Source organism: Mucilaginibacter terrenus (assembly GCF_003432065.1).
GTDB classification, from domain to species: domain Bacteria; phylum Bacteroidota; class Bacteroidia; order Sphingobacteriales; family Sphingobacteriaceae; genus Mucilaginibacter; species Mucilaginibacter terrenus.
The window spans coordinates 608,623-628,122 of the sequence record NZ_QWDE01000002.1 but is presented as its reverse complement, the minus strand read 5'-3'; the positions used below and the strand labels follow the sequence as shown (position 1 = coordinate 628,122).

Sequence of the window (19,500 nt, the reverse complement as noted above, 5' to 3'; positions counted from 1 at the left end):
TCATGAACAGATATATAGTACTCCTCCTGCTTTGCGCCTGGGCCTTAACAGCCAACGCGCAGAATATGGAACACATGCAACACATGAAGCATGATACTACAACAAATAAGCCTGCGCCAAAAAAGGCTATGCAGCATGATCATATGCATATGCCCGGCATGGCACATGCAGATACGGCCAAACACATGATGATGAGCAGCCAGTTTTCATTGGACCTGCCCATGAACCGTGACGGATCCGGCACATCATGGATGCCTGACGAAACCCCAATGTACATGTATATGATGCATGGCAAAAAGTGGATGCACATGGTACACGGAAGTGTGTTTGCACGCTATACCAACCAGGACTTGTTCAACAAAGGCAGCCGCGGAGGCAAGCAATTTGATGCGCCAAACTGGTTTATGTACATGGCGCAACGCAAAGTTGGCAGTAACGGTCTTTTTTCCATAAACACCATGTTCTCGTTTGATCCCTTTACGGTTGGCGCGGGTGGTTATCCGCTGCTTTACCAAACAGGCGAATCATACAAAGGGAACAAACTGGTGGACAGACAGCACCCTCATGACCTTTTTGCAGAACTGAACATTGGTTACACGCAAAGGGTTGCGAAAAACACGGATGTATCACTATCTGTAGGTTACCCAGGCGAACCTGCTTTAGGGCCGCCGGTGTTTATGCACCGCATCTCGGCCATGAACAACCCCGACGCACCGTTGAGCCATCATTATGCGGATGCAACGCATATTACGTTTGGAACAGCAACGCTGGGCTTCAGGTACAAGAATGTAAAGCTGGAAGGGTCCGTTTTTACCGGACGTGAGCCTGACGAGTACCGTTATGGGTTTGACAAAGCAAAGTTTGATTCCTACTCGGTACGCTTATCTGTAAACCCGACAAAAGAATGGGCTTTACAGGTGTCTAACGGGTGGCTCAAAAGCCCCGAAGAAGCAGAGCCGCAGGAGGATGTGGACCGTTTTTCGGCATCAGCCATCCATACAAAAATGCTGAATGACGACAGCTACATTTCCACCACACTGGTGTACGGGCAAAACTCACATGATGGCCGCACCGAGCCCGCCGTGTTACTGGAAAGCAGCTTGCAGCTGCATAAGACGGCGATTTATGGCCGGTATGAATTTGTACAGAAGGATGCAGAAGAATTGGATCTTGAAGCCCAGTACCCCGGCGACCCAAGGTTCAACATAAATGCCATCACGCTTGGAGTTAACCACATCCTAACAACCTTTAAGCAAACCAACCTTACTGCAGGGCTGCAGGCTACGGTAAATGCATCGCCAACGGTGCTTAGGCCGCTGTATGGGTCTGCTCCTATCGGGTTCCAGGTGTACCTCCGCATCACGCCCGCACTCATGAAAATGGGTGGCAAACGAAGCAGCATGAACACCATGAACATGTAAAAAACGCGGTCTTTTCAGACCGCCTTTTTTGTTAACCACAGCTTGGCATTTACACCTGTAATAAATACTATTACTTGCAAATTTATGTTAAAATAGCCTGTAAAATAAGTGTGGTTTTTGCAGGTTGCTGTTAAGATTTCCTGCCAAAAACCTGCTTATTGATGCTATTTACAACGATTTTTCAGAGTTTTGCCGAGCTGTTCAAAAGTGTTCAAATCAGCATGTACTCAAAAAAGCTGAACACTTTTGAACACTTTACTGCACTTGGTTAAATTTCTTAATGGTCTCGGTAAGGTGTGCCAGGTGGTGCTTTCCGTGCCAGGCATAAAGCGCCAAACCTTTCTTCAAGGTTACGGCCTCACCGGAAGCTGGGTGATAAAAAGTACGGTCCCATTGCTCCTCGGTAAGCGTCTCAAACAAGGCCACCATGTGTATGTGTATGCCCTCCAGCATCCTCAGCGAAGGCTCGGATGCCAGGCGATAGTCGGGTAACAGCGCCCAGTCTGCTTCCTCGTAGGGCTTTATAGTTGGGTTTTCCTCGGTAAGTGCAAGTTTAAACCGCATAAGCGAATTCATGTGGCTGTCTGCTACGTGGTGTACAACCTGTCTCAGCGTCCATCCCCCGGTACGGTAGGGTGTATCTAACTGACGATCGTTCAGGGGCATTATGGCATTGCGCATTTTGCCGGGCAGGGTGCGTAGTTCACTTATCCATTTGCGCTTATCTTCAGCTATATAGGTTACCGGCGGTACAAACTTCCCGATAGGGTATTTCATTTGCTCGTCTGTCATGTCTTTTTGTTAGGTTAGGAGAATTAATTTATACAGTCCTGATAAGGATTTGCCCTAATTTAGCGTTTTGTAGTTGTTTTGCTAACCGATGATCAAAAAAATCCTCCCCCTCCTACTGTTTTTCATCTCCACATACGTCCATGCCGAAACTATTAAAACCGATGTGCTGGTACTTGGCGGCGGAGCCAGCGGAGTTGCGGCGGCTATACAAAGCGCCCGAAGTAACGTAAAAACATTGCTCGTAGAAGAAGGACCATGGTTAGGCGGCAGCATGACTAGCGGCGGCATGTGCATACTGGAAGCCAACCGCAATTTACCATCCGGCATTTATGCTGAATTCAGGGGACGAGTGAATAACTTTTACAAAACAAGGCTGGGATATGACACTACCAGGAATGCCGTGCTTGCATTTGAACCTTCAGTAGGCGCTTCTATCCTGAAAAAATGGACGGATACAGTTAAAAACCTGACAGTTAAACTAAGTACCCCCTTTACCACAGTAAAAAAAGACGGTACAGGCTGGGAAGTTGCCATCACCATTAACGGCAAAACCGATATCGTAAAGGCCCGCGCACTAGTGGATGCAACCGAGCTTGGTGATGCAGCTGCAAAGGCGGGTGTACTATTTAATAGCGGGTTTGACAGCCGAAAAGATACCGGCGAACAGCAGGCACCAGACAATGCCACCAACCAGATACAAGATATTAGTTGGATAGCTATCCTCAAAGATTTTGGCAAGGCAGCTAACAAGACCATAGCAAAACCAGAAGGTTACAATCCATCGTTATATACTTGTTTAAAAAAAGCTTCTATCCCTAAACTGCTGGCAAGCGGCGCACTTATCAACGACAAATACATGATTAATTGGGCGGATTGTGGCAACCAGTATTCTGTAACTTCAAACGACTTGTTACCCGAAGATCGGGAGAATACTTTTAAGCAAGCACGTCTCCGTACGCTAGGGTTAATCTACTACTTGCAAACAGAGCTTGGGTATAAGAACTTTGGCCTGTCAGATGAGTTTCCAACCAAAGATCACCTGCCGCTTATCCCATACATTCGGGAGAACCGGCGTGCAATGGGCTTGGTGCGCATGGTGCTTGATGATATCTATACCCCTTATGACCGAGGCTCAAAACTTTACCGCACATCTATCGGCATAGGCGATGCTATGCCCGGGCAGAGTTACATTACACCCGGAGCGCCTAAGATAAAGTACCCGCCATTTCCCGGGTACACTATTCCGTTAGGCGCAGTAATCGCCAAAGATCAGGAAAACCTATTCGTTACCGAAAAGGCACTGTCTGTAACTCACCTTGTAAATGCCAGCACTATGTACCCTTCGGTACAAATGACGCTCGGCCAAGGTGTTGGTGCGTCTGCGGCATGGTGCGCCTTTTTTAAAAAGACCACAAAAGAAATTGATGCGCGTAAGATCCAGGAGGAGATCATGATTTACGGCGGTTCGATAATGCCGTTCGCGGATATTCCAAAAACAGATTCGGCTTACCGGGACGTACAGCAAATTGGCGCTACGGGCATGCTTCAAGGCATTCTCAAGATTACCGGCAATAGCGCACAGGTACTTTTTATGCCGGATACCATTGTGTATACCGCGGAAGTAAAACCCTTTTTGAACGACGCTTACACGCGTTCGTTTCTTTGGTTTAATCGGACCAGCCCTGGCGAAAAATTCACATTAGGAAATTTGCTGTCCTACATTAGCGAGATGTCACTTACTGATCCGCAAACGCTTTTAAGGGTTATGCAGGCGAACTGGAAAACCAAGTACAAGTTCAGTACCACCTTTGATGTGAGCAGACCGGTTACTCGTCGTGAGTTTGCAGTTCTGGCCAATCGGTATCTCCGCCCTTTTGCACGAAAAGTAGATCTCACAGGGAAACTGGTTAATTAAGTGCTCTGTGACGTTTGTTATTGATTAAGGCGATTTGATACCTTTGCGTGTATGGACACCATTAATTGGCACGACTTCGAAAAGGTAGAACTACGCGTAGGTACGATATTGGAAGTGGCTGATTTTCCCCAGGCGCGTAAACCTGCCTATAAAATAACCGTTGATTTTGGCCCATTTGGCATAAAGCAATCCAGCGCCCAGATTACCAAGCATTACAGTAAAGAAGAACTGCCCGGCAGACAAATTGTAGGTGTAATAAACTTTCCTAAAAAACAGATAGCTAACTTCATGTCGGAGTTTTTGGTGACGGGATTTGCTGACGAAAATGGCGACATAGTGTTAGCAGCCGTTGATAAACCAGTACCAAACGGCAGTAAGCTTATATAAATGAGATACGTAACTTTCGACGACGAACCAGCTATATCGCCCGACGAGTTTTTTATGAACGAGGCGCTTAAAGAAGCGCGACTGGCACTTAAAGAAGACGAGATTCCTATTGGGGCAATAGTTGTATGTAAAGGTCAGATCATCGGCCGGGGGCATAATCTAACCGAACGGCTTAACGATGTCTCGGCCCATGCAGAGATGCAGGCGCTTACCGCTGCAACCAATTATATCGGGGGCAAGTACCTTAAAGAGTGTACACTGTATGTGACGCTGGAACCCTGCGTAATGTGCGCCGGAGCAAGCTACTGGTTTCAAATAGGCCGAATAGTATTTGGTGCCTATGACACCCGCATGGGTTTCGGCAGGCTTAATCAAAAGATCACCCATCCCAAGACCCTCATTACCGGGGGCATATTTGAGAACGAATGTTCACAATTGGTGAAAGATTTTTTTAAGAGCAAGAGATAGCTAGTTGAACCATTAAATGACATTTCTTTAGAACAATAATTGGTTTCGCCGCTTATATTTGCTGGGCAACACATTGTTAACCATTAAACTAAAACACTATGGCATTTACACTACCGGCGTTACCTTACGCTACCGATGCACTGGAACCGCATATTGATAAAGCAACCATGGAAATTCACCATGGCAAACACCACCAGGCTTATGTTACCAACCTTAACAAAGCACTTGAAGGCAAGCCTGAAGCTGATGGTAAAATAGAAGACATTATCAAAAACATCTCTAAGTACCCTGCTGCTGTACGCAACAATGGCGGTGGCCACTATAACCATACTTTATTTTGGACCTTATTGTCGCCGAATGGCGGTGGTGAACCTACCGGCGCATTAGCTGACGCCATTAAGAGCACCTTTGGTTCTTTTGCCGATTTCAAGACGAAAGTATCTGAAGCAGGTGCTACCCGTTTCGGCTCTGGCTGGGCATGGTTGGTTGTTACTGCAGATAAAAAGCTAGCGGTTACATCAACTCCTAACCAGGATAACCCGTTGATGGACATTGCCGAAGTAAAAGGCACTCCAATATTAGGGATTGACGTTTGGGAGCATGCTTATTACCTGAAATACCAGAACCGCCGTCCGGATTACCTAGCTGCTATCTGGAATGTTATCAATTGGGCACACGTGTCTGAGTTGTACACAAAAGCAACCGCATAATTATCTTGTTCCTTTAGGGGAAATATTGAAATACAAGCGGCAGATTGGAAACAATACTGCCGCTTTTTTATTTTTAAAATATGAAAGCTATCGTTCTCGAATCTGCCGAAAACCCTGTGGTATACAAAGATGTTGATAAGCCTGTGCCCGGGGCAGGTGAAGTGCTGGTACAAATAAAAGCCGCAGCACTCAATCGTCGCGATTATTGGATAACTATTGGCAAGTACGCTGGTATAAAGTACCCAACCATTTTAGGTGCCGACGGAGCAGGCATTGTCACCGAAGCAGGCGCCGGCGCAGAAGAATGGTTGAATAAAGAGGTAATTATAAATCCGTCCATTAACTGGGGCGAACACGCCGAGTTTCAATCAAAAGAATTTAAAATACTGGGGCTGCCGGATGACGGCACGCTAGCAAAATACGTTAAGGTAAGTGCCGCACAACTGCATAGTAAACCTGCGCACTTAAATTGGCAGCAGGCTGCAGCGCTTCCGCTTGCTGGTTTAACAGCATATCGTGCTTTATTCAGTAAGGCGCATGCGAAAGCAGGCGATAAAGTGCTTGTTGTTGGAGTAGGTGCCGGAACAGGAACCTTCCTGCTGCAGTGGGCTGTAGCTGCAGGATGCCAGGTTTTTGTCACCTCTGGTAGTGGTGAAAAGATTGAAAAGGCTAAACAATTAGGTGCAGCCGCAGGCGTAAGTTATAAAGCACAAGATTGGGCAGAGCAACTTAAACAATTAGCAGGCGGCTTTGATATAGTGGTTGACAGTGCCCTAGGTCCTAACTTCGTTAAAATTCCGGACCTTTGTAATCCAGGCGGGCGTATTGTGTTCTTCGGCGGAACGGCAGGCGATATCCCTGAGATAAACGCGAGGCCTTTATTTTGGAAGCAACTCCAGTTGCTAGGTACTACTATGGGTACAAACAACGAGTTTTCCGCAATGATGAACTTTGTTAAAGAACATCAAATAACCCCGGTAATTGACGAAGTATTTCCTTTGGCTGAAGCTAAACAGGCTATCGACAAGATGGGTAAGTCGTCGCAATTCGGCAAGTTGGTTTTACAGGTGTCGTAATTAATCATGATCAAGTTAAGGGTTGACAGTATTAAAAGGGAATTACCCGACACAGCCACTTTCTATTTAAGTACCACATCTGCAGAAAAAATCAGGTATTCGGCAGGGCAGTTCCTCACGCTCATATTCCAGCATCATAACGAGGAGATCAGGCGCTCCTACTCATTAAGCTCATCACCGGACGAGGAGCTTCTAGCCATAACCGTAAAGCGGGTAGTGAACGGCGAAATTTCCCGTTTCCTCCTTACCAAGGTTCATCCCGGCGACATTCTGTTTGCTGCCGAACCAGCAGGAAAATTTACGGTGAGCAATCACGATGATCAGAAAGATATTTTTCTTTTTGCTGCCGGCAGTGGCATTTCACCGGTATTCTCACAATTAAAGTACATTCTTAACCGTCCGGGTGCAAGCAAAGTACATCTGATCTACAGCAGCCAAAGCGTGGCACACATTATTTTCAGGAACGAACTTGAGGAGCTTGCCATTAACTTTAAAGACCGATTTAACTTAGTACACCTGCTGAGTAGCGAAGCAAAAAGGCTGAATAACCTTGTAGTGGAGCAACTGGTAAATAAACTGATGTGCTTTGATAAAGGCAGGGCAGAATTCTACCTGTGTGGACCATTTACCTACATGCGTATGATAAGGCTTAGCCTGCATTATATGCACATTGAAGATAATAAGATCCGTAGAGAAAACTTTGTGGTGGATGCCGTTTCGGTGAGTAAAACCTACAAAAACTTTCCTCCCAAAAACATTAAGATCGCTATACATGGCGAACTGCACGATGTGCAGCAAGGGGAGGATCAATCTATACTTCAGGCAGCCCTGCAAAACAAAATACAACTTCCTTACAGCTGCCGCAACGGTGTTTGCTCAGCATGTGTAGCTTACTGCAAAAGCGGCAAAGTAGAAATGGTAAGGAATGATGTACTTACAGAAAAAGATTTGTCGCAAGGCTGGATACTCACCTGTACAGGGCATGCTATTACTGATGATGTGGTAATAGAATATAAATAATAAGGCGAACTATTCCGCATTGTTATTTATACAGCAGCTAATTGCTTTTTGTGAGTTTTACGATGTACCGCTACTTTTACTTTTTTACCCCTGGGCTTTTTACGTTTACCAAGCCAGATAATAAATCCCGTAACCGGCAAACTAGCGCAAATCAAGCTTACTAAAAACGCGATGATCTTACCGGGCAGGCCAAGTATCTGGCCTACGTGGATGTCGTAGTTCATTTCGGTAAGCTTAAGACCGGGGCTCTTTTTATCATAGATATAAGCCTTAAGCAGCTTGCCATTGTACTTATCAAACTCCCATCCGTTTGCATGAGAATAGTGCATAGATTTCGCGTAGGCACCCACCCCTATGGCTCCGGCCACAGATGGATCATTATGTATCAGGAACATCTGCGCATCCGGTGCGTGTTTCCTGGCATAACTAAATGCAATATCTATAACCGGTTTATCGGAAACTCCTGCTCTCTTTAACGAATCAGACTTTGGCTCAACAACTTCATTTTTAACATTTGTTCCCAAATTTGCCACCTTGTAAATAGCTTTGCTTACAGGCTCAAAAGCTATTGCCAGGCCGGTTATGGCTAATATCAGAGCAATAGATGTAGCGTAAAATCCAAGTACGTTATGCAAGTCGTAATTTACCCTGAGCCATCTGCCGCCCCATTTAATAGTAAAGCTGCGTTTGCGGTCTGATTTACGCTTAGGCCACCACAAGATTAGCCCCGTTATCATGATCACCATAAATATAATAACCGATACACCAACCACCCATTTACCTATTGCTGGAGGCAGCAGCAAATAAAGGTGAATGTATTCTACGATAATGAAGAAATTAGTTTGCGGCTTTTCGTGGTGGGTTATTTCACCGGTATAAGGGTTAAGGAATACATATTCGAAACCATCTTTACCCATGTTGGTCAATACGCCTGCGGGACGATTTACACCGTAGTAGTAAATGTAATCCGGCGAGCCCTTGGGGTATTGCTTTTTAACATTAGCTACTAACCTGCTTGGCTGCAGGTACTCCCCTTTGGTATTCACATGTCTGTAGCTGTACATGGCGTCCTGTATCTCATCCTGAAAACAAAAGATACAACCGGTAATGCTAACTATAAACACCACAAGCCCGGAAATTAATCCGAGCCAGCGGTGGCAAAACAATATGACCTTTTTTATAGGGGACATGCTTACAGCTTATAAGATGCGCTTAATACAAACTGGCGCAGCTTCTGTGGGTTAATGGTGGTAAAACCGGTATAATAATGCTTGTTGGTAAAATTGTTAGCGCTTAAACCAAAGCGGTATTTAGCCCTGTCGAAAAATACGTTGCCGTTCAGCACCGTGTATGACGGAAGTTCGAAAGTACCCTGGCTCACGCTATTTATAACTTTGTTTTTGCTTGCATAGTTACCGCCAATGCCCAAACCCATGCCTTTGATTACACTGCCAGGCAGACGGTAGCTTACGTAAAAGTTACCCAGGTAAGGCGAGCCGGCGGTGTTAGGACGCAGGCCCTGTACATCTGGAGAGCCGGCAGTAAACTTAGAATTGTTGTATGCAAAACCAGCAACAATATTAATGGATGCTATAGGATTAGAAATGATCTCAGCTTCGAAACCCTTGCTTATTTGGATACCGTCCTGTATCTGCCCAAAAACTGGAGAATTTGGATCTGCACGCAGCACGTTTGTCAATCTTATACGATAGTAACTTAACGTACCGTTTAGCTTTCCGTTAAATAGCCCAAGCTTAACACCGCCCTCAATTTGATTAGCGTTCTGTAGTTTGGCTACAAGTGGCGTACCTTCGCTGTTATTGTAAACGCCCGGGTTAACAAATCCATTCTGGTAGTTGCCGAACAAAGATAATTGATCCTTTATCGGTTGATACACCAAACCAAGTTTTGGTGAAAATGCGGTTTGATTAAAGGGTGCAGTTGTTTGATCACCTGTGTAGCTGTAATTTCCTTTATTTTCGTAACGATCAACACGTGCTCCCAAAGAGGCAATTAACGTTTCAGTAAGATTAATTACGTCGGACGCGTAAGCACTATAAGTGTTGGTTCTATATATGTAAGGATAAACGGTAGCAGCTGAAATTGGGTTTGCAGCATTAGTCTTGTCAACTAATAGCTTATTAAAAGAGCCATAATCAAAGCTGGGATCGTTTATTGGCACTACACCATAAGCATTTCCATAGAATATTTGATTTGAGTTTTGGCGTTGAAAATCCAATCCTACAACAAAGCGGTGACGCAGTGATCCTGTATTGAAATCTCCGTTAATGTTTTCCTGAATCTCGATAGCATTCAGCTTACTGTTAAAGGTTGATTGATCGTTGCGGAAAATGTAATTGTTATTTCCAGGAAGATCTGGTGTGCCGGGTGCCAACGTAGCAGCTGTGGCATCGGTTATCAGGTAAAAATATGGGCTCGGTCCGTTAGAAAAACTGTTGGATGAGGAGAATACAGTTTGTGAGGTAAATTTATCCGAAAACTTATAATTAGCAGTTGCAAAGTAGTTTAAACTGCGACTGTAAGATGTTACATCATCGTTGGAGTACGCATTTTTATAGTTTATGTTAAGCTGACTAACATTCGTGATACCCATTGCCTTCGGCGAATCATAAAAGAAGAAGAACGGTTTGGCTGCAGTACGGCTAAAGAACATTTCACTCTCTAAAAGGAATGATAACTTATCGGTTGCCTTAATAGCTAAGCTTGGTGCAAGCGCAAAGGTCCGGCTCTTGCCATAATTCTGAAAGCTGCCCTCGTAGTTATAAGAAGAGTTTAAACGGAAAGCAACGTTTGCGCCGAGTGGTGTGTTCAGGTCTATGCTGGTACGGTTCAGGTCGTAATTACCTACAGTGTGGCCGATTTCTAAACCAAAGCTTTCATAAGGCTTTTTGGTCACCCTGTTTATCAACCCCCCAAATGAAGTTACGTTGCTGCCAAACAAAGTAGCCGACGGGCCTTTTATTACTTCTATCTTCTCTAGATTAACGGCATCAATACCGCTGGTTACCAAACCTGCTATGCCGTTGCGTACACGCGTTTGTGTTGTAAAACCACGTAGTGTAAAGTAGCCGCCACCATCGCCGGCACGACCAGTTGCATCCCACATTTTTTGAATACCCGGCGCGTTGCGCAAGGCGTCCTCAACATTAAAAACCTGCTGCTCTTTTAAAAGTTCACCGGTAACAGTAGTATAACTCTGAGCATTTTCAAGAGGTGCTAACGGTATTTTTGCAGCATCTGTACTAACTCTCGCTGTGAACTTGTTAGCGCGACTCGCTATAACGTTTACTTCGGTAAGCTGACTTAGCTTTGCATTAACTTTTATTTCGGATACGTCTGTAACCGCGCCAGCTGTAATAGTTACCGGTACTTGTACAGTTTCTACACCTACATAAGAAATAATAATTTTGTATGTTCCGGCAGGAGCCCTAAAAGAGAACTCGCCAAGGTCGTTGGTTGTTGAACCAAAACCAGTCCCTTCAAGACCAACAGATACATTGGCTGCAGGTTCGTTCTTAGAGGATACCACTTTGCCTTTAAGGGTGCCGCGTGTTTGCGCAAATGTCATTTGCAAGCTGCATAGTACCGCAATTATCGAGAACAAAAAAACTTTTAAAGAGAAAGGTAGGGGATTTGTCATGTGGTAAGAATATAGTTTCTGTCGTATACTTATTAAGACTAATTATAAATAATGCGTCAAAAGTACACTTCAATGACTATAGTTCCAAATTATTTAGAACAATTATAAATAACCTGCTACTTATTAGTGGATTTGATTCGTGATGAGTTATCCTTAACAAAGGTTTCCCAGCCCGAATAGCTCTTTTTGGCTTTACCTGACGAGGTTACAGGCATGCGTTGGAAAGAATGGCAAACAGCAACAGCAAGGCCATCGGTAGCGTCCAGGAACTCTGGGGTTTCTTTAAAGTTGAGCAACCGTTGCAGCATTGCTGCCACCTGCTCTTTTGTGGAGTTTCCGTTACCTGTAATGGACTGCTTTATTTTACGAGGGGCATACTCAGTGATTTCTATATTCCTGGATAAAGCCGCAGCAATGGCCATCCCCTGTGCCCTACCCAGCTTAAGCATCACCTGAATGTTCTTTCCGTAAAAGGGAGCCTCTATAGCTAAACAGTCTGGTTTATAATTATCAATAAGGGCAACAGTCTTTTCAAAGATACGCTGAAGCTTAAGCATGTGGTCGTCTATCTTTTCCATCTTAACCACACCCAGGCTCATCAGTTCCATTTTAGCGCCCTTTTCTATAATCAGGCCATAACCCATAACAGCTGTACCCGGGTCAATCCCTAAAATTATGCGCTCTTTATTATTCAGCTGTTCCATCTGCTGCAAAGTTACAGCTTAGGGGTGGCTTTATTTAAGATATTGAGGTATTCTTCTCTAGTTATCATTTCTGCACCCATGCTCTCCAGATGCGGTGTATGTACCTGGCAGTCTATCATAACGAATTTACCTGACTGGCAAAGCCATATTAAGGCAGCTTTGGAGGCATTGCTTACTTTGCTGAACATACTCTCCCCGCAAAATACATTACCTACTTGCACGCCATAAAGCCCACCTGCTAGCTGGCCATCCTTCCATGCTTCAACAGAGTGTGCATGCCCTAACCCATGCAGGTTTATATAAGCTTCTTTCATTTCATCAGTAATCCAAGTACCATCCTGCCCTTCACGAGGGATAAGTGAACACGCTTCTATTACCTTTTCGAAAGCTTTATTGACAGTAATGTTAAACTCCCCGGAACCGATCACTTTCCGCATGGACTTTGAGACGTTCAACCTTTCGGGAAAGAGTACAAATCTTTGGTGAGGAGAAAACCAAAGAATTGGGTCCTCCTCGCTGTACCAGGGGAATATGCCTTTGCTGTAAGCCAGCAGCAATCTTTCCGGTAAAAGATCACCACCGACAGCCAGTAAACCATCCTCCTCGGCTAACGCTGGATCGGGAAATAACAAACGCTCATCTAACCTGAATATCATCAGGCGCTAATTTAGGCTTTGCGCCGTATCACCAATTTTTTATTCTGAGCTTTTGCAATATTTTCAATGTACTCCTGCATCTCTTTATATTTTGCAGCTGGTATTACCTGATTACTAAGATTAAACTTTGCGGTACTTACAACCTGGTTCTTTGCAGAGTTGTATCCGTAATTTACCTCGTAATTCCCATAAGTAAATTTAAGTGTCTGGTTTGTCGGTAACATTTCTACTTCAAAGCCTTCGGGTAAGTCTATAGTTGTTACACATGCCTTTTGCATCGGCTGCTCAAAAAAGTAGGCGGACCGGCGTTTTTCGGCAGGGGGCAACGTCAATCTCCACAAGTCAAATACCCGCGGACGATAGAACTGCTTACTTCCTGTTGTTATATCGCAAAACTTGTCATATTCCAGGTTCAGCTCTACCTCTTTAACTCCATCTGCATCTTTCCCAGGGGCATACTCCAGCATTGATGGCTGTTTCATGTTCATTACCCTTATCAGATATTCTTTTTGCTCATCTGTTTTAAGGGATGCCATTTCGATATAGTCTGAGCGATAGACGCCGCTGCTCATTATCTTAACCTTGGCTCTTGCGCCGCCATCTGCTAATAAACTTATATGTACTTCGCTGTTAAATTGGTTATCCGCTTCTTTGCTCCTCGGTGTATTAACCAGTTTACCACCATCGGGCGTTACTAGCAAGGCGTTTCGATTCTCAGTAAAAGTACTTAGCTTTCCAAATGGCTGGGTGGTGCTAGTACATTCCAACCAAGTGGTATCTCCTTTCAATGGCACACACACAATAACGTGATTAAATGAATTGTAAGGAAAACTTACATCTGCCGGTTCTTCGTTTGTCCCTGCCCTTACTATTGCATAATGAGCAGGAATGTCTACCGCCTTTAACAGCGCGTACATGTAATTGGAAAGCGCCTTACAGTCCCCATACTTCTTTTCGTCTACGAAACTCGCAGGAAACGGTTTTAGTCCGCCAATACCAAGCTGCACACTAACGTATCGCATGTTTTTTTGAAGATAGTTATACAGGAACATGACTTTTTCCTTATCAGTTTTCAGATCGGCAGTCATAGTCCTTATTTCTTCAATACGTTTCGGGCTTAAGTTGCAAACATCGGCATTTAACATCTGTATAAACTTGCCAAAATTTTGCCAGCTGCTTATATCTCCGGGTACTCCGTAATAGTCAAAATTACCACATGCAAAACGTATGCGGGGTAGCACCTGCCATGATTGTGCACCTTCTTCAAGCTTGAAGGCTTTCAAATTTGACACCTTCCAGGTGTAAACATCGCTCTCTCCGTCAACGGCTTTCTCGGGCTTGATAGTGGTGTTTTTTAAACTATACCTAAATCCCGCATTACTGGCAACATTAATACGACAATAGGCATTTTGCACAGACTGCTCTTCATCCTGTATAAGCCATGAACTAAGATCAGTAAGGCTTTTAAAGTCTTCATCATAAGTCATCTCTATTGTACATGGATAAGAAGCTATAGTATGGCCAACCAGCAGTACCCTGTCATCGGTAACTATGGTTTCACCGCTTACAGCAGAATGATCATACATATCGCTTTTATGATATTTTTTGAGCAAGTTTCCCATAGGCCCGAACACTTTCATTTCAAAGGAGCCAACAGTGTTGAATTTGCGATTGTACGAAAGCGCTATAGATGCCTCATCGTTCCCTTTCTCGTTTAACACCGTTACTATTGTATGTTGTTTTATAGTTGCTTTACCGGGCCCTTTAACAATCATCTCCTCCAGGCTGTAGCGCACCACAGAGTTTGCTTCTTCTTTAAGCGAATCGGGAATGGCGGCCGCGAGGTAAGCATCTTTAGGAACCTGCTGAGCTTTAACACTGATAATTGAAAGCATCAAAGCGACTGATGCAAGAAATAATACTTTACTAAATGAGCTTTGCATATAATCAGGACTTTTTTAACACTACTTGCTCATTAAGCATTTCATACATTTTCTTACAGAATTCAAAGAACTCAGGATACGTTCCCTTTGAATAAGTATCCTTTTTATAATCAATGGTATATCTAACCACTACTTTATCAGCGTCATTTGCTATAAACCGCCTAAAAACAATGCTGCTGTCAGGCATCATCATACTTACACTTTTTGGCAAGGCTTCAACTTTGTAATTTGCAGGAATTGAAAAGGTGCTATTAAGCATGTAGTTATTACGGTACCCAAACTCCACATCAGTGAAACGGTTCTCGGCAAGGAATGGATTGGTGCGCAGGGTGGAGAATAAGTTGGGAACGAAGTATATATAGTTCTCATCAGAACCGGTCAGGTCCATATCAAAGTCAACATTTTGCACAAGTGGAAGTGTATCAGCTTCCATGTTCTCAATTTTTAATGCTGATATTTTAAGACTGTTATTCTTATCTGTAAGATATTCTATGTACTTCTTTTCGCCGTCGGTCTTATAGTGGTCCAACGCGCTTGTACGATTATAGCTAAAGCTGTTGATCTGGGCGGTTCCACTCATTTTACCTCCCGGCTTAATTGCGGCATTGAGCATGATTACATTACGAACAGGTGCAGTATGCGCCAGATATATTTTATCAAATGTTTTTTTCTCTTTATCTACCCACAGCCCCATGCCATTAAGTATGTTAGATGGAGTTTCGTGATAAGCGTTGTATTTGTTTGTTGCATCAAGCACAAAGGTTTTATCATCAGGCGCCTCAACATACACTACTGTTCTGTTAAACTGGTATAAAAACGTATAATAAGGCACAACCTTACCGTGGTCGCGTGTGCTTACAATCATCGGGTACACCTTAAGTCCTGCTTGTTTAAGCAAGTGGTAAAGTATCAGGTTGATCTCTGTGGAGTTCCCTGTCTTCTTCTCCCAGGCTTTAACAGTTCCGTCGTTGGTGTACCAGCGATCAACGCCATTCCACTTCATAGCATTTTTTACCTCGCTAAAAATGTATGCCATACGTTGCTCATCAGTAGCCATCGACTTTGCTTTAGCTATAATTGCTTCCTCACCCGTTAGTTTACGCTTAAACTGCGCGCCAAAATCTTCATCATCTACAAGGTAACCGGCAACTTTATTCCAGGTATCTGAAAAGCTTTTAGTAAACGTGCCAAACGGGCGGACAGCTGTAAGCTGGTGCACTATCGATTCCAGATTATCAGCCTTTGCCGACATATAGGGCTCATCGGGCAAGGAATGAACCATAGCCATTGCACGGGTCTCCTTTTCAAGCGAGTAAGAAATGGCGCTGCTGCCGGTTCCTGTGCTACGAGCTTCGCTTGATCTGTCCATTTTAACCAGTGATTTAGTAATGTTCGCCTTTATTTTGAACTCCATAAAGTCTGGTATCATGGTAACAAACTCGCTGTAACGAGTGGGAATGCTCTCCTGGAAATACCAATCAGGAAAGTCGCTTATGTCGTTAGAATTCCACACGTATTTATATTCTATTACAGAACCGGCTTTTACATTTGGCATACTAAAGACAAGCGCTGAACGGTTTTTATCAACGATTTCTGTAAATACCTGTTTCTTATCAAGTTTGATTATCTCCGGCTTACCATCAACAAGGTTAATGGTTTGTGCTTGTAGCCCGGTTATGTACTCACGGTGACCGCCACTTACGTATTCTATCCTGATATTAGCTTCATTTTTGCCGTGATCATTGAATATTTTAATACGCTTGTGAATGGTCATAGACAGATCAACATTATGATCATAGTATGCTTCTCCCTGATTAAACAAAACCAGTGCATTTGCATCAGGCTCGAAATCACAGGATTTCATTTCAAGATCAGCATTTGATATTTTTCCGAAAGGTTGAACTTGGGGTACAACGGGGGTTTGGGCTTTAGCTACAAACGATAGCAAACAAGCCAGTAGCACAGCGAAAAGGCGGTTCATATAATTAAATAGGGTTTGGGTAGCCCGAATATAATATAAGATAATCAATTATTAAAATCAGTTAAGCAATTTACCTGAAACTAAACCAGTTGATAACATTGGAGTCAAACCATTAATATGATTGACGTAAAAAACATCAGGCATCTATATTCCAGGGCTGGTTTTGGGCTAAGGTTTGACCAGTTAAATGAAACAGCAAACCTCACTATAAAGCAAGCCGTAAATAAATTGCTTCTTCAGGCTGAGATCAGCGAGCCAGCTGACATTATAGCTGGAAATATTAGCTACAAAGATTTTTTACAGGCAAATGAAGGCACCAAGAAAATGTTCTTGCAAGAGCAACGCCAACAGGAAAAAGCGTTGAATATAGATTGGATTAACAAGATGAGCACTACAAAGGCTGTACTTCGGGAGAAGATGACCCTGTTTTGGCATAACCACTTTGCCTGCCGTACACAAAATGCCTGGTATGCACAGCAACTCAACAATATTCAGCGAGAGCATGCCATAGGTAATTTTAGAACATTGTTAATTGAGGTAGCAAAGTCACCAGCTATGCTGCAGTTTTTGAATAATCAGCAAAATCAAAAAAATCACCCTAACGAAAACTTTGCCCGGGAGCTGATGGAACTTTTTACTATTGGAAGAGGTAATTATACAGAACAAGACGTAAAAGAATCGGCAAGGGCTTTTACAGGCTGGGGGTTTAACAAAGATGGAAAATTCGTAAACCGGCTAAACCTGCATGATACCGGGTCAAAAACTTTTTTGGGTAAAAGCGGCAACTTTACAGGGGAAGACGTCATAGATATGTTACTGGCAAAAAAGGAAACGGCGCATTTTATATGCAACAAACTGTACAGAAACTTCGTGAATGAAACACCCGATCCGGCCCATGTAGATGCAATGGCAAATACGTTCTTTAACAGTAATTACGAGATTAAACCGCTACTATTATTTTTGTTCAATGCCGATTGGTTTTATGCTGAAAAAAACATGGCCAATCTTATTAAATCTCCGGTAGACTTTATAGTTGGTTTAAACAGGCAGTTTTATATTACCTATCAAAACCCCGATGTAGTTCTTCAATTTGAGCGGGCACTCGGGCAGGTACTGTTCTACCCTCCTAATGTTGCTGGTTGGCCGGGTGGCAGGAACTGGATAGATAGTTCGTCGCTAATGTATCGTATTAAAATACCATCTACAGTACTTAATGGCGGCGTAATAGATTTTAGCGGCAAAGTTGACCCGGAAGATGAGGCTTTTATCGCCTCTTCACATAAGCAGCAACAAGCTGTAGTAACCAAAGTACAGGCAGGTGCCGACTGGGATAAAGTTTTAAGCAGTATAAAGCATCTTACAAAAAACGCCCTTGCCCAAACCTTACTTGCGCCAGCACTTAATAATAATCTTACAGCGATTGTAAATACAACAGCTGATACAAAAACTTTATTGGTAGAATTAGTATCCACCCCGGAATACCAGCTTTGTTAGCCAAAAGATATAACCATGAAAAGAAGAGACTTTTTAAAGAACACAGCACTTGCATCGGGAGCCTTCCTGCTGCCCTCGTTCCTGAAGCCATTTGAAGCAGTGGCTTCAGACGAACTTACCGGCTATAAGAACCTGGTTGTTGTACAACTTTCTGGCGGTAACGATGGACTAAATACCATTGTGCCATTTGGCAACGACATCTATTATCAAAAACGCCCTACCATTGGCATTAAACAAGCAGATGTTATAAAGCTGAACGACATGCAAGGCTTAAACCCAAACTTAGCTGCTTTAAAGGACTTATATGACCAGGGATGGATGAGTATTGTTAATTCGGTAGGGTATCCTAATCCGGACCGCTCGCACTTTCGCTCGATGGATATATGGCAAACCGGGAGTGATGCTAACCAATTTCTTACCACTGGCTGGATAGGGAGATATCTTGATTCGAATTGCAGCACCTGCAAAGACCCATACACTGCGGTTGAAGTTGATGATACATTATCGTTAGCTATGAAGGGCGCCAAAATGAAAGGCATTGCGGTAGAAGACCCTGCAAGGCTATACCGTTCTACTCGTGAGCCATTTTTTAAACAGTTAGTTCATGAACATAATGAAGCGCACCTTAATGAAGACAACTTAGGCTATCTGTATAAAACAATGATAGAAACCTACTCATCAGCAGATTACATTCAACAAACATCAAAAACATACAACACCACTGCCCTTTATCCGCAAACGCAATTTGCAAATCAGCTGAAAACAGTAGCAAAATTCATCAACTCCGGACTAAAAACACGGGTTTACTATGTATCATTAAGTGGTTTTGATACACACACTACCCAGCAAAATCAACAGGGCCGCCAACTAAAAATTTATGCCGATGCGGTTGCAGCGTTCATCAAGGACCTTAAACAGACCGGCAAACTGAATGATACACTAGTAATGACATTTTCTGAATTTGGTCGACGAGTAGAACAAAATGCAAGTAACGGCACTGACCACGGAACCGCAAACAATGTGATGCTATTTGGAGGAAAATTGCAGAAAGCCGGGATTTATAACAACGCACCAAATCTTTCACAGTTGGATAACGGAGATTTGAAATATGAAGTAGATTTTAGAAATGTGTATGCTACCGTATTAGATAAGTGGCTAGAGGTTGATAATGCACAGGTTTTAAATAAGAATTTTACAAGGCTAAACTTTATTTAATACATGTTGTTACTCGTGGACTAATACTTTTCCTCCTGTAAGTCTATAATTTCAATA

At 43.4% G+C, this 19,500-nt stretch carries 16 protein-coding genes; 9 read left to right on the top strand and 7 right to left on the bottom strand.

Translation table 11 applies throughout. The features are described 5' to 3' along the window. Window positions 1-2: 2 nt before the first annotated feature. Window positions 3-1,421, top strand: a complete 1,419-nt coding sequence (locus tag DYU05_RS13505; RefSeq protein ID WP_117383635.1) for a hypothetical protein — start codon at window positions 3-5, stop codon at window positions 1,419-1,421. Window positions 1,422-1,676: 255 nt separating this feature from the next. Here the strand turns inward: DYU05_RS13505 and DYU05_RS13500 are convergent, their stop codons facing one another. Next, window positions 1,677-2,213 carry a YfiT family bacillithiol transferase gene (locus tag DYU05_RS13500; RefSeq protein WP_117383634.1) on the bottom strand — a complete coding sequence of 179 codons (537 nt, stop codon included), beginning with the start codon at window positions 2,211-2,213 and terminating at the stop codon, window positions 1,677-1,679. 88 nt (window positions 2,214-2,301) lie between these two features. Here DYU05_RS13500 and DYU05_RS13495 point away from each other — a divergent pair, with 88 nt between their 5' ends. The 6 genes from DYU05_RS13495 to DYU05_RS13470 all read left to right on the top strand — a co-directional run bounded on the left by DYU05_RS13495 (window position 2,302) and on the right by DYU05_RS13470 (window position 7,789). Beyond that, the gene (locus DYU05_RS13495) at window positions 2,302-4,128 is read left to right on the top strand and encodes an FAD-dependent oxidoreductase (protein ID WP_117383633.1); all 1,827 of its coding nucleotides are present in this window, start codon (window positions 2,302-2,304) and stop codon (window positions 4,126-4,128) included. Window positions 4,129-4,179: 51 nt separating this feature from the next. Next, window positions 4,180-4,515: a tRNA-binding protein gene (locus DYU05_RS13490; RefSeq protein WP_117383632.1), complete on the top strand. Its 336-nt coding sequence runs from the start codon at window positions 4,180-4,182 to the stop codon at window positions 4,513-4,515. Further along, window positions 4,516-4,983 carry a nucleoside deaminase gene (locus tag DYU05_RS13485; RefSeq protein WP_117383631.1) on the top strand — a complete coding sequence of 156 codons (468 nt, stop codon included), beginning with the start codon at window positions 4,516-4,518 and terminating at the stop codon, window positions 4,981-4,983. Between the two features lie 98 nt (window positions 4,984-5,081). After that, complete coding sequence (locus tag DYU05_RS13480) at window positions 5,082-5,693, top strand: superoxide dismutase (RefSeq protein WP_117383630.1); 612 nt, start codon at window positions 5,082-5,084, stop codon at window positions 5,691-5,693. A gap of 80 nt (window positions 5,694-5,773) precedes the next feature. Then, window positions 5,774-6,769 carry a zinc-binding dehydrogenase gene (locus DYU05_RS13475; RefSeq protein WP_117383629.1) on the top strand — a complete coding sequence of 332 codons (996 nt, stop codon included), beginning with the start codon at window positions 5,774-5,776 and terminating at the stop codon, window positions 6,767-6,769. A 6-nt stretch (window positions 6,770-6,775) separates the two neighbouring features. Beyond that, window positions 6,776-7,789 carry a ferredoxin--NADP reductase gene (locus DYU05_RS13470; RefSeq protein ID WP_117383628.1) on the top strand — a complete coding sequence of 338 codons (1,014 nt, stop codon included), beginning with the start codon at window positions 6,776-6,778 and terminating at the stop codon, window positions 7,787-7,789. A 26-nt stretch (window positions 7,790-7,815) separates the two neighbouring features. On the opposite strand, the gene DYU05_RS13465 is transcribed toward DYU05_RS13470, so the two are convergent. The 6 genes from DYU05_RS13465 to DYU05_RS13440 form a co-directional block, all read right to left on the bottom strand. Further along, the gene (locus DYU05_RS13465) at window positions 7,816-8,979 is read right to left on the bottom strand and encodes a PepSY-associated TM helix domain-containing protein (RefSeq protein WP_117383627.1); all 1,164 of its coding nucleotides are present in this window, start codon (window positions 8,977-8,979) and stop codon (window positions 7,816-7,818) included. Window positions 8,980-8,981: 2 nt separating this feature from the next. Next, window positions 8,982-11,450, bottom strand: coding sequence for a TonB-dependent receptor (locus tag DYU05_RS13460; protein ID WP_205771878.1), 2,469 nt, complete (start codon window positions 11,448-11,450; stop codon window positions 8,982-8,984). A 116-nt stretch (window positions 11,451-11,566) separates the two neighbouring features. Continuing rightward, window positions 11,567-12,154 (bottom strand): crossover junction endodeoxyribonuclease RuvC, encoded by a 588-nt coding sequence (ruvC, locus tag DYU05_RS13455; RefSeq protein WP_117383625.1) that lies wholly within the window; start codon window positions 12,152-12,154, stop codon window positions 11,567-11,569. 11 nt (window positions 12,155-12,165) lie between these two features. Continuing rightward, window positions 12,166-12,810 carry a leucyl/phenylalanyl-tRNA--protein transferase gene (gene aat / locus DYU05_RS13450; protein ID WP_117383624.1) on the bottom strand — a complete coding sequence of 215 codons (645 nt, stop codon included), beginning with the start codon at window positions 12,808-12,810 and terminating at the stop codon, window positions 12,166-12,168. Between the two features lie 11 nt (window positions 12,811-12,821). Continuing rightward, complete coding sequence (locus DYU05_RS13445; protein ID WP_165852076.1) at window positions 12,822-14,705, bottom strand: DUF3857 domain-containing protein; 1,884 nt, start codon at window positions 14,703-14,705, stop codon at window positions 12,822-12,824. Window positions 14,706-14,757: 52 nt separating this feature from the next. Then, complete coding sequence (locus tag DYU05_RS13440; protein WP_117383622.1) at window positions 14,758-16,734, bottom strand: DUF3857 domain-containing protein; 1,977 nt, start codon at window positions 16,732-16,734, stop codon at window positions 14,758-14,760. 117 nt (window positions 16,735-16,851) lie between these two features. On the opposite strand from DYU05_RS13440, the gene DYU05_RS13435 reads away from it, so the two are divergent. After that, window positions 16,852-18,228, top strand: a complete 1,377-nt coding sequence (locus tag DYU05_RS13435; protein WP_117383621.1) for a DUF1800 domain-containing protein — start codon at window positions 16,852-16,854, stop codon at window positions 18,226-18,228. Between the two features lie 15 nt (window positions 18,229-18,243). After that, window positions 18,244-19,443: a DUF1501 domain-containing protein gene (locus DYU05_RS13430; protein WP_117383620.1), complete on the top strand. Its 1,200-nt coding sequence runs from the start codon at window positions 18,244-18,246 to the stop codon at window positions 19,441-19,443. Window positions 19,444-19,500 lie beyond the last annotated feature (57 nt).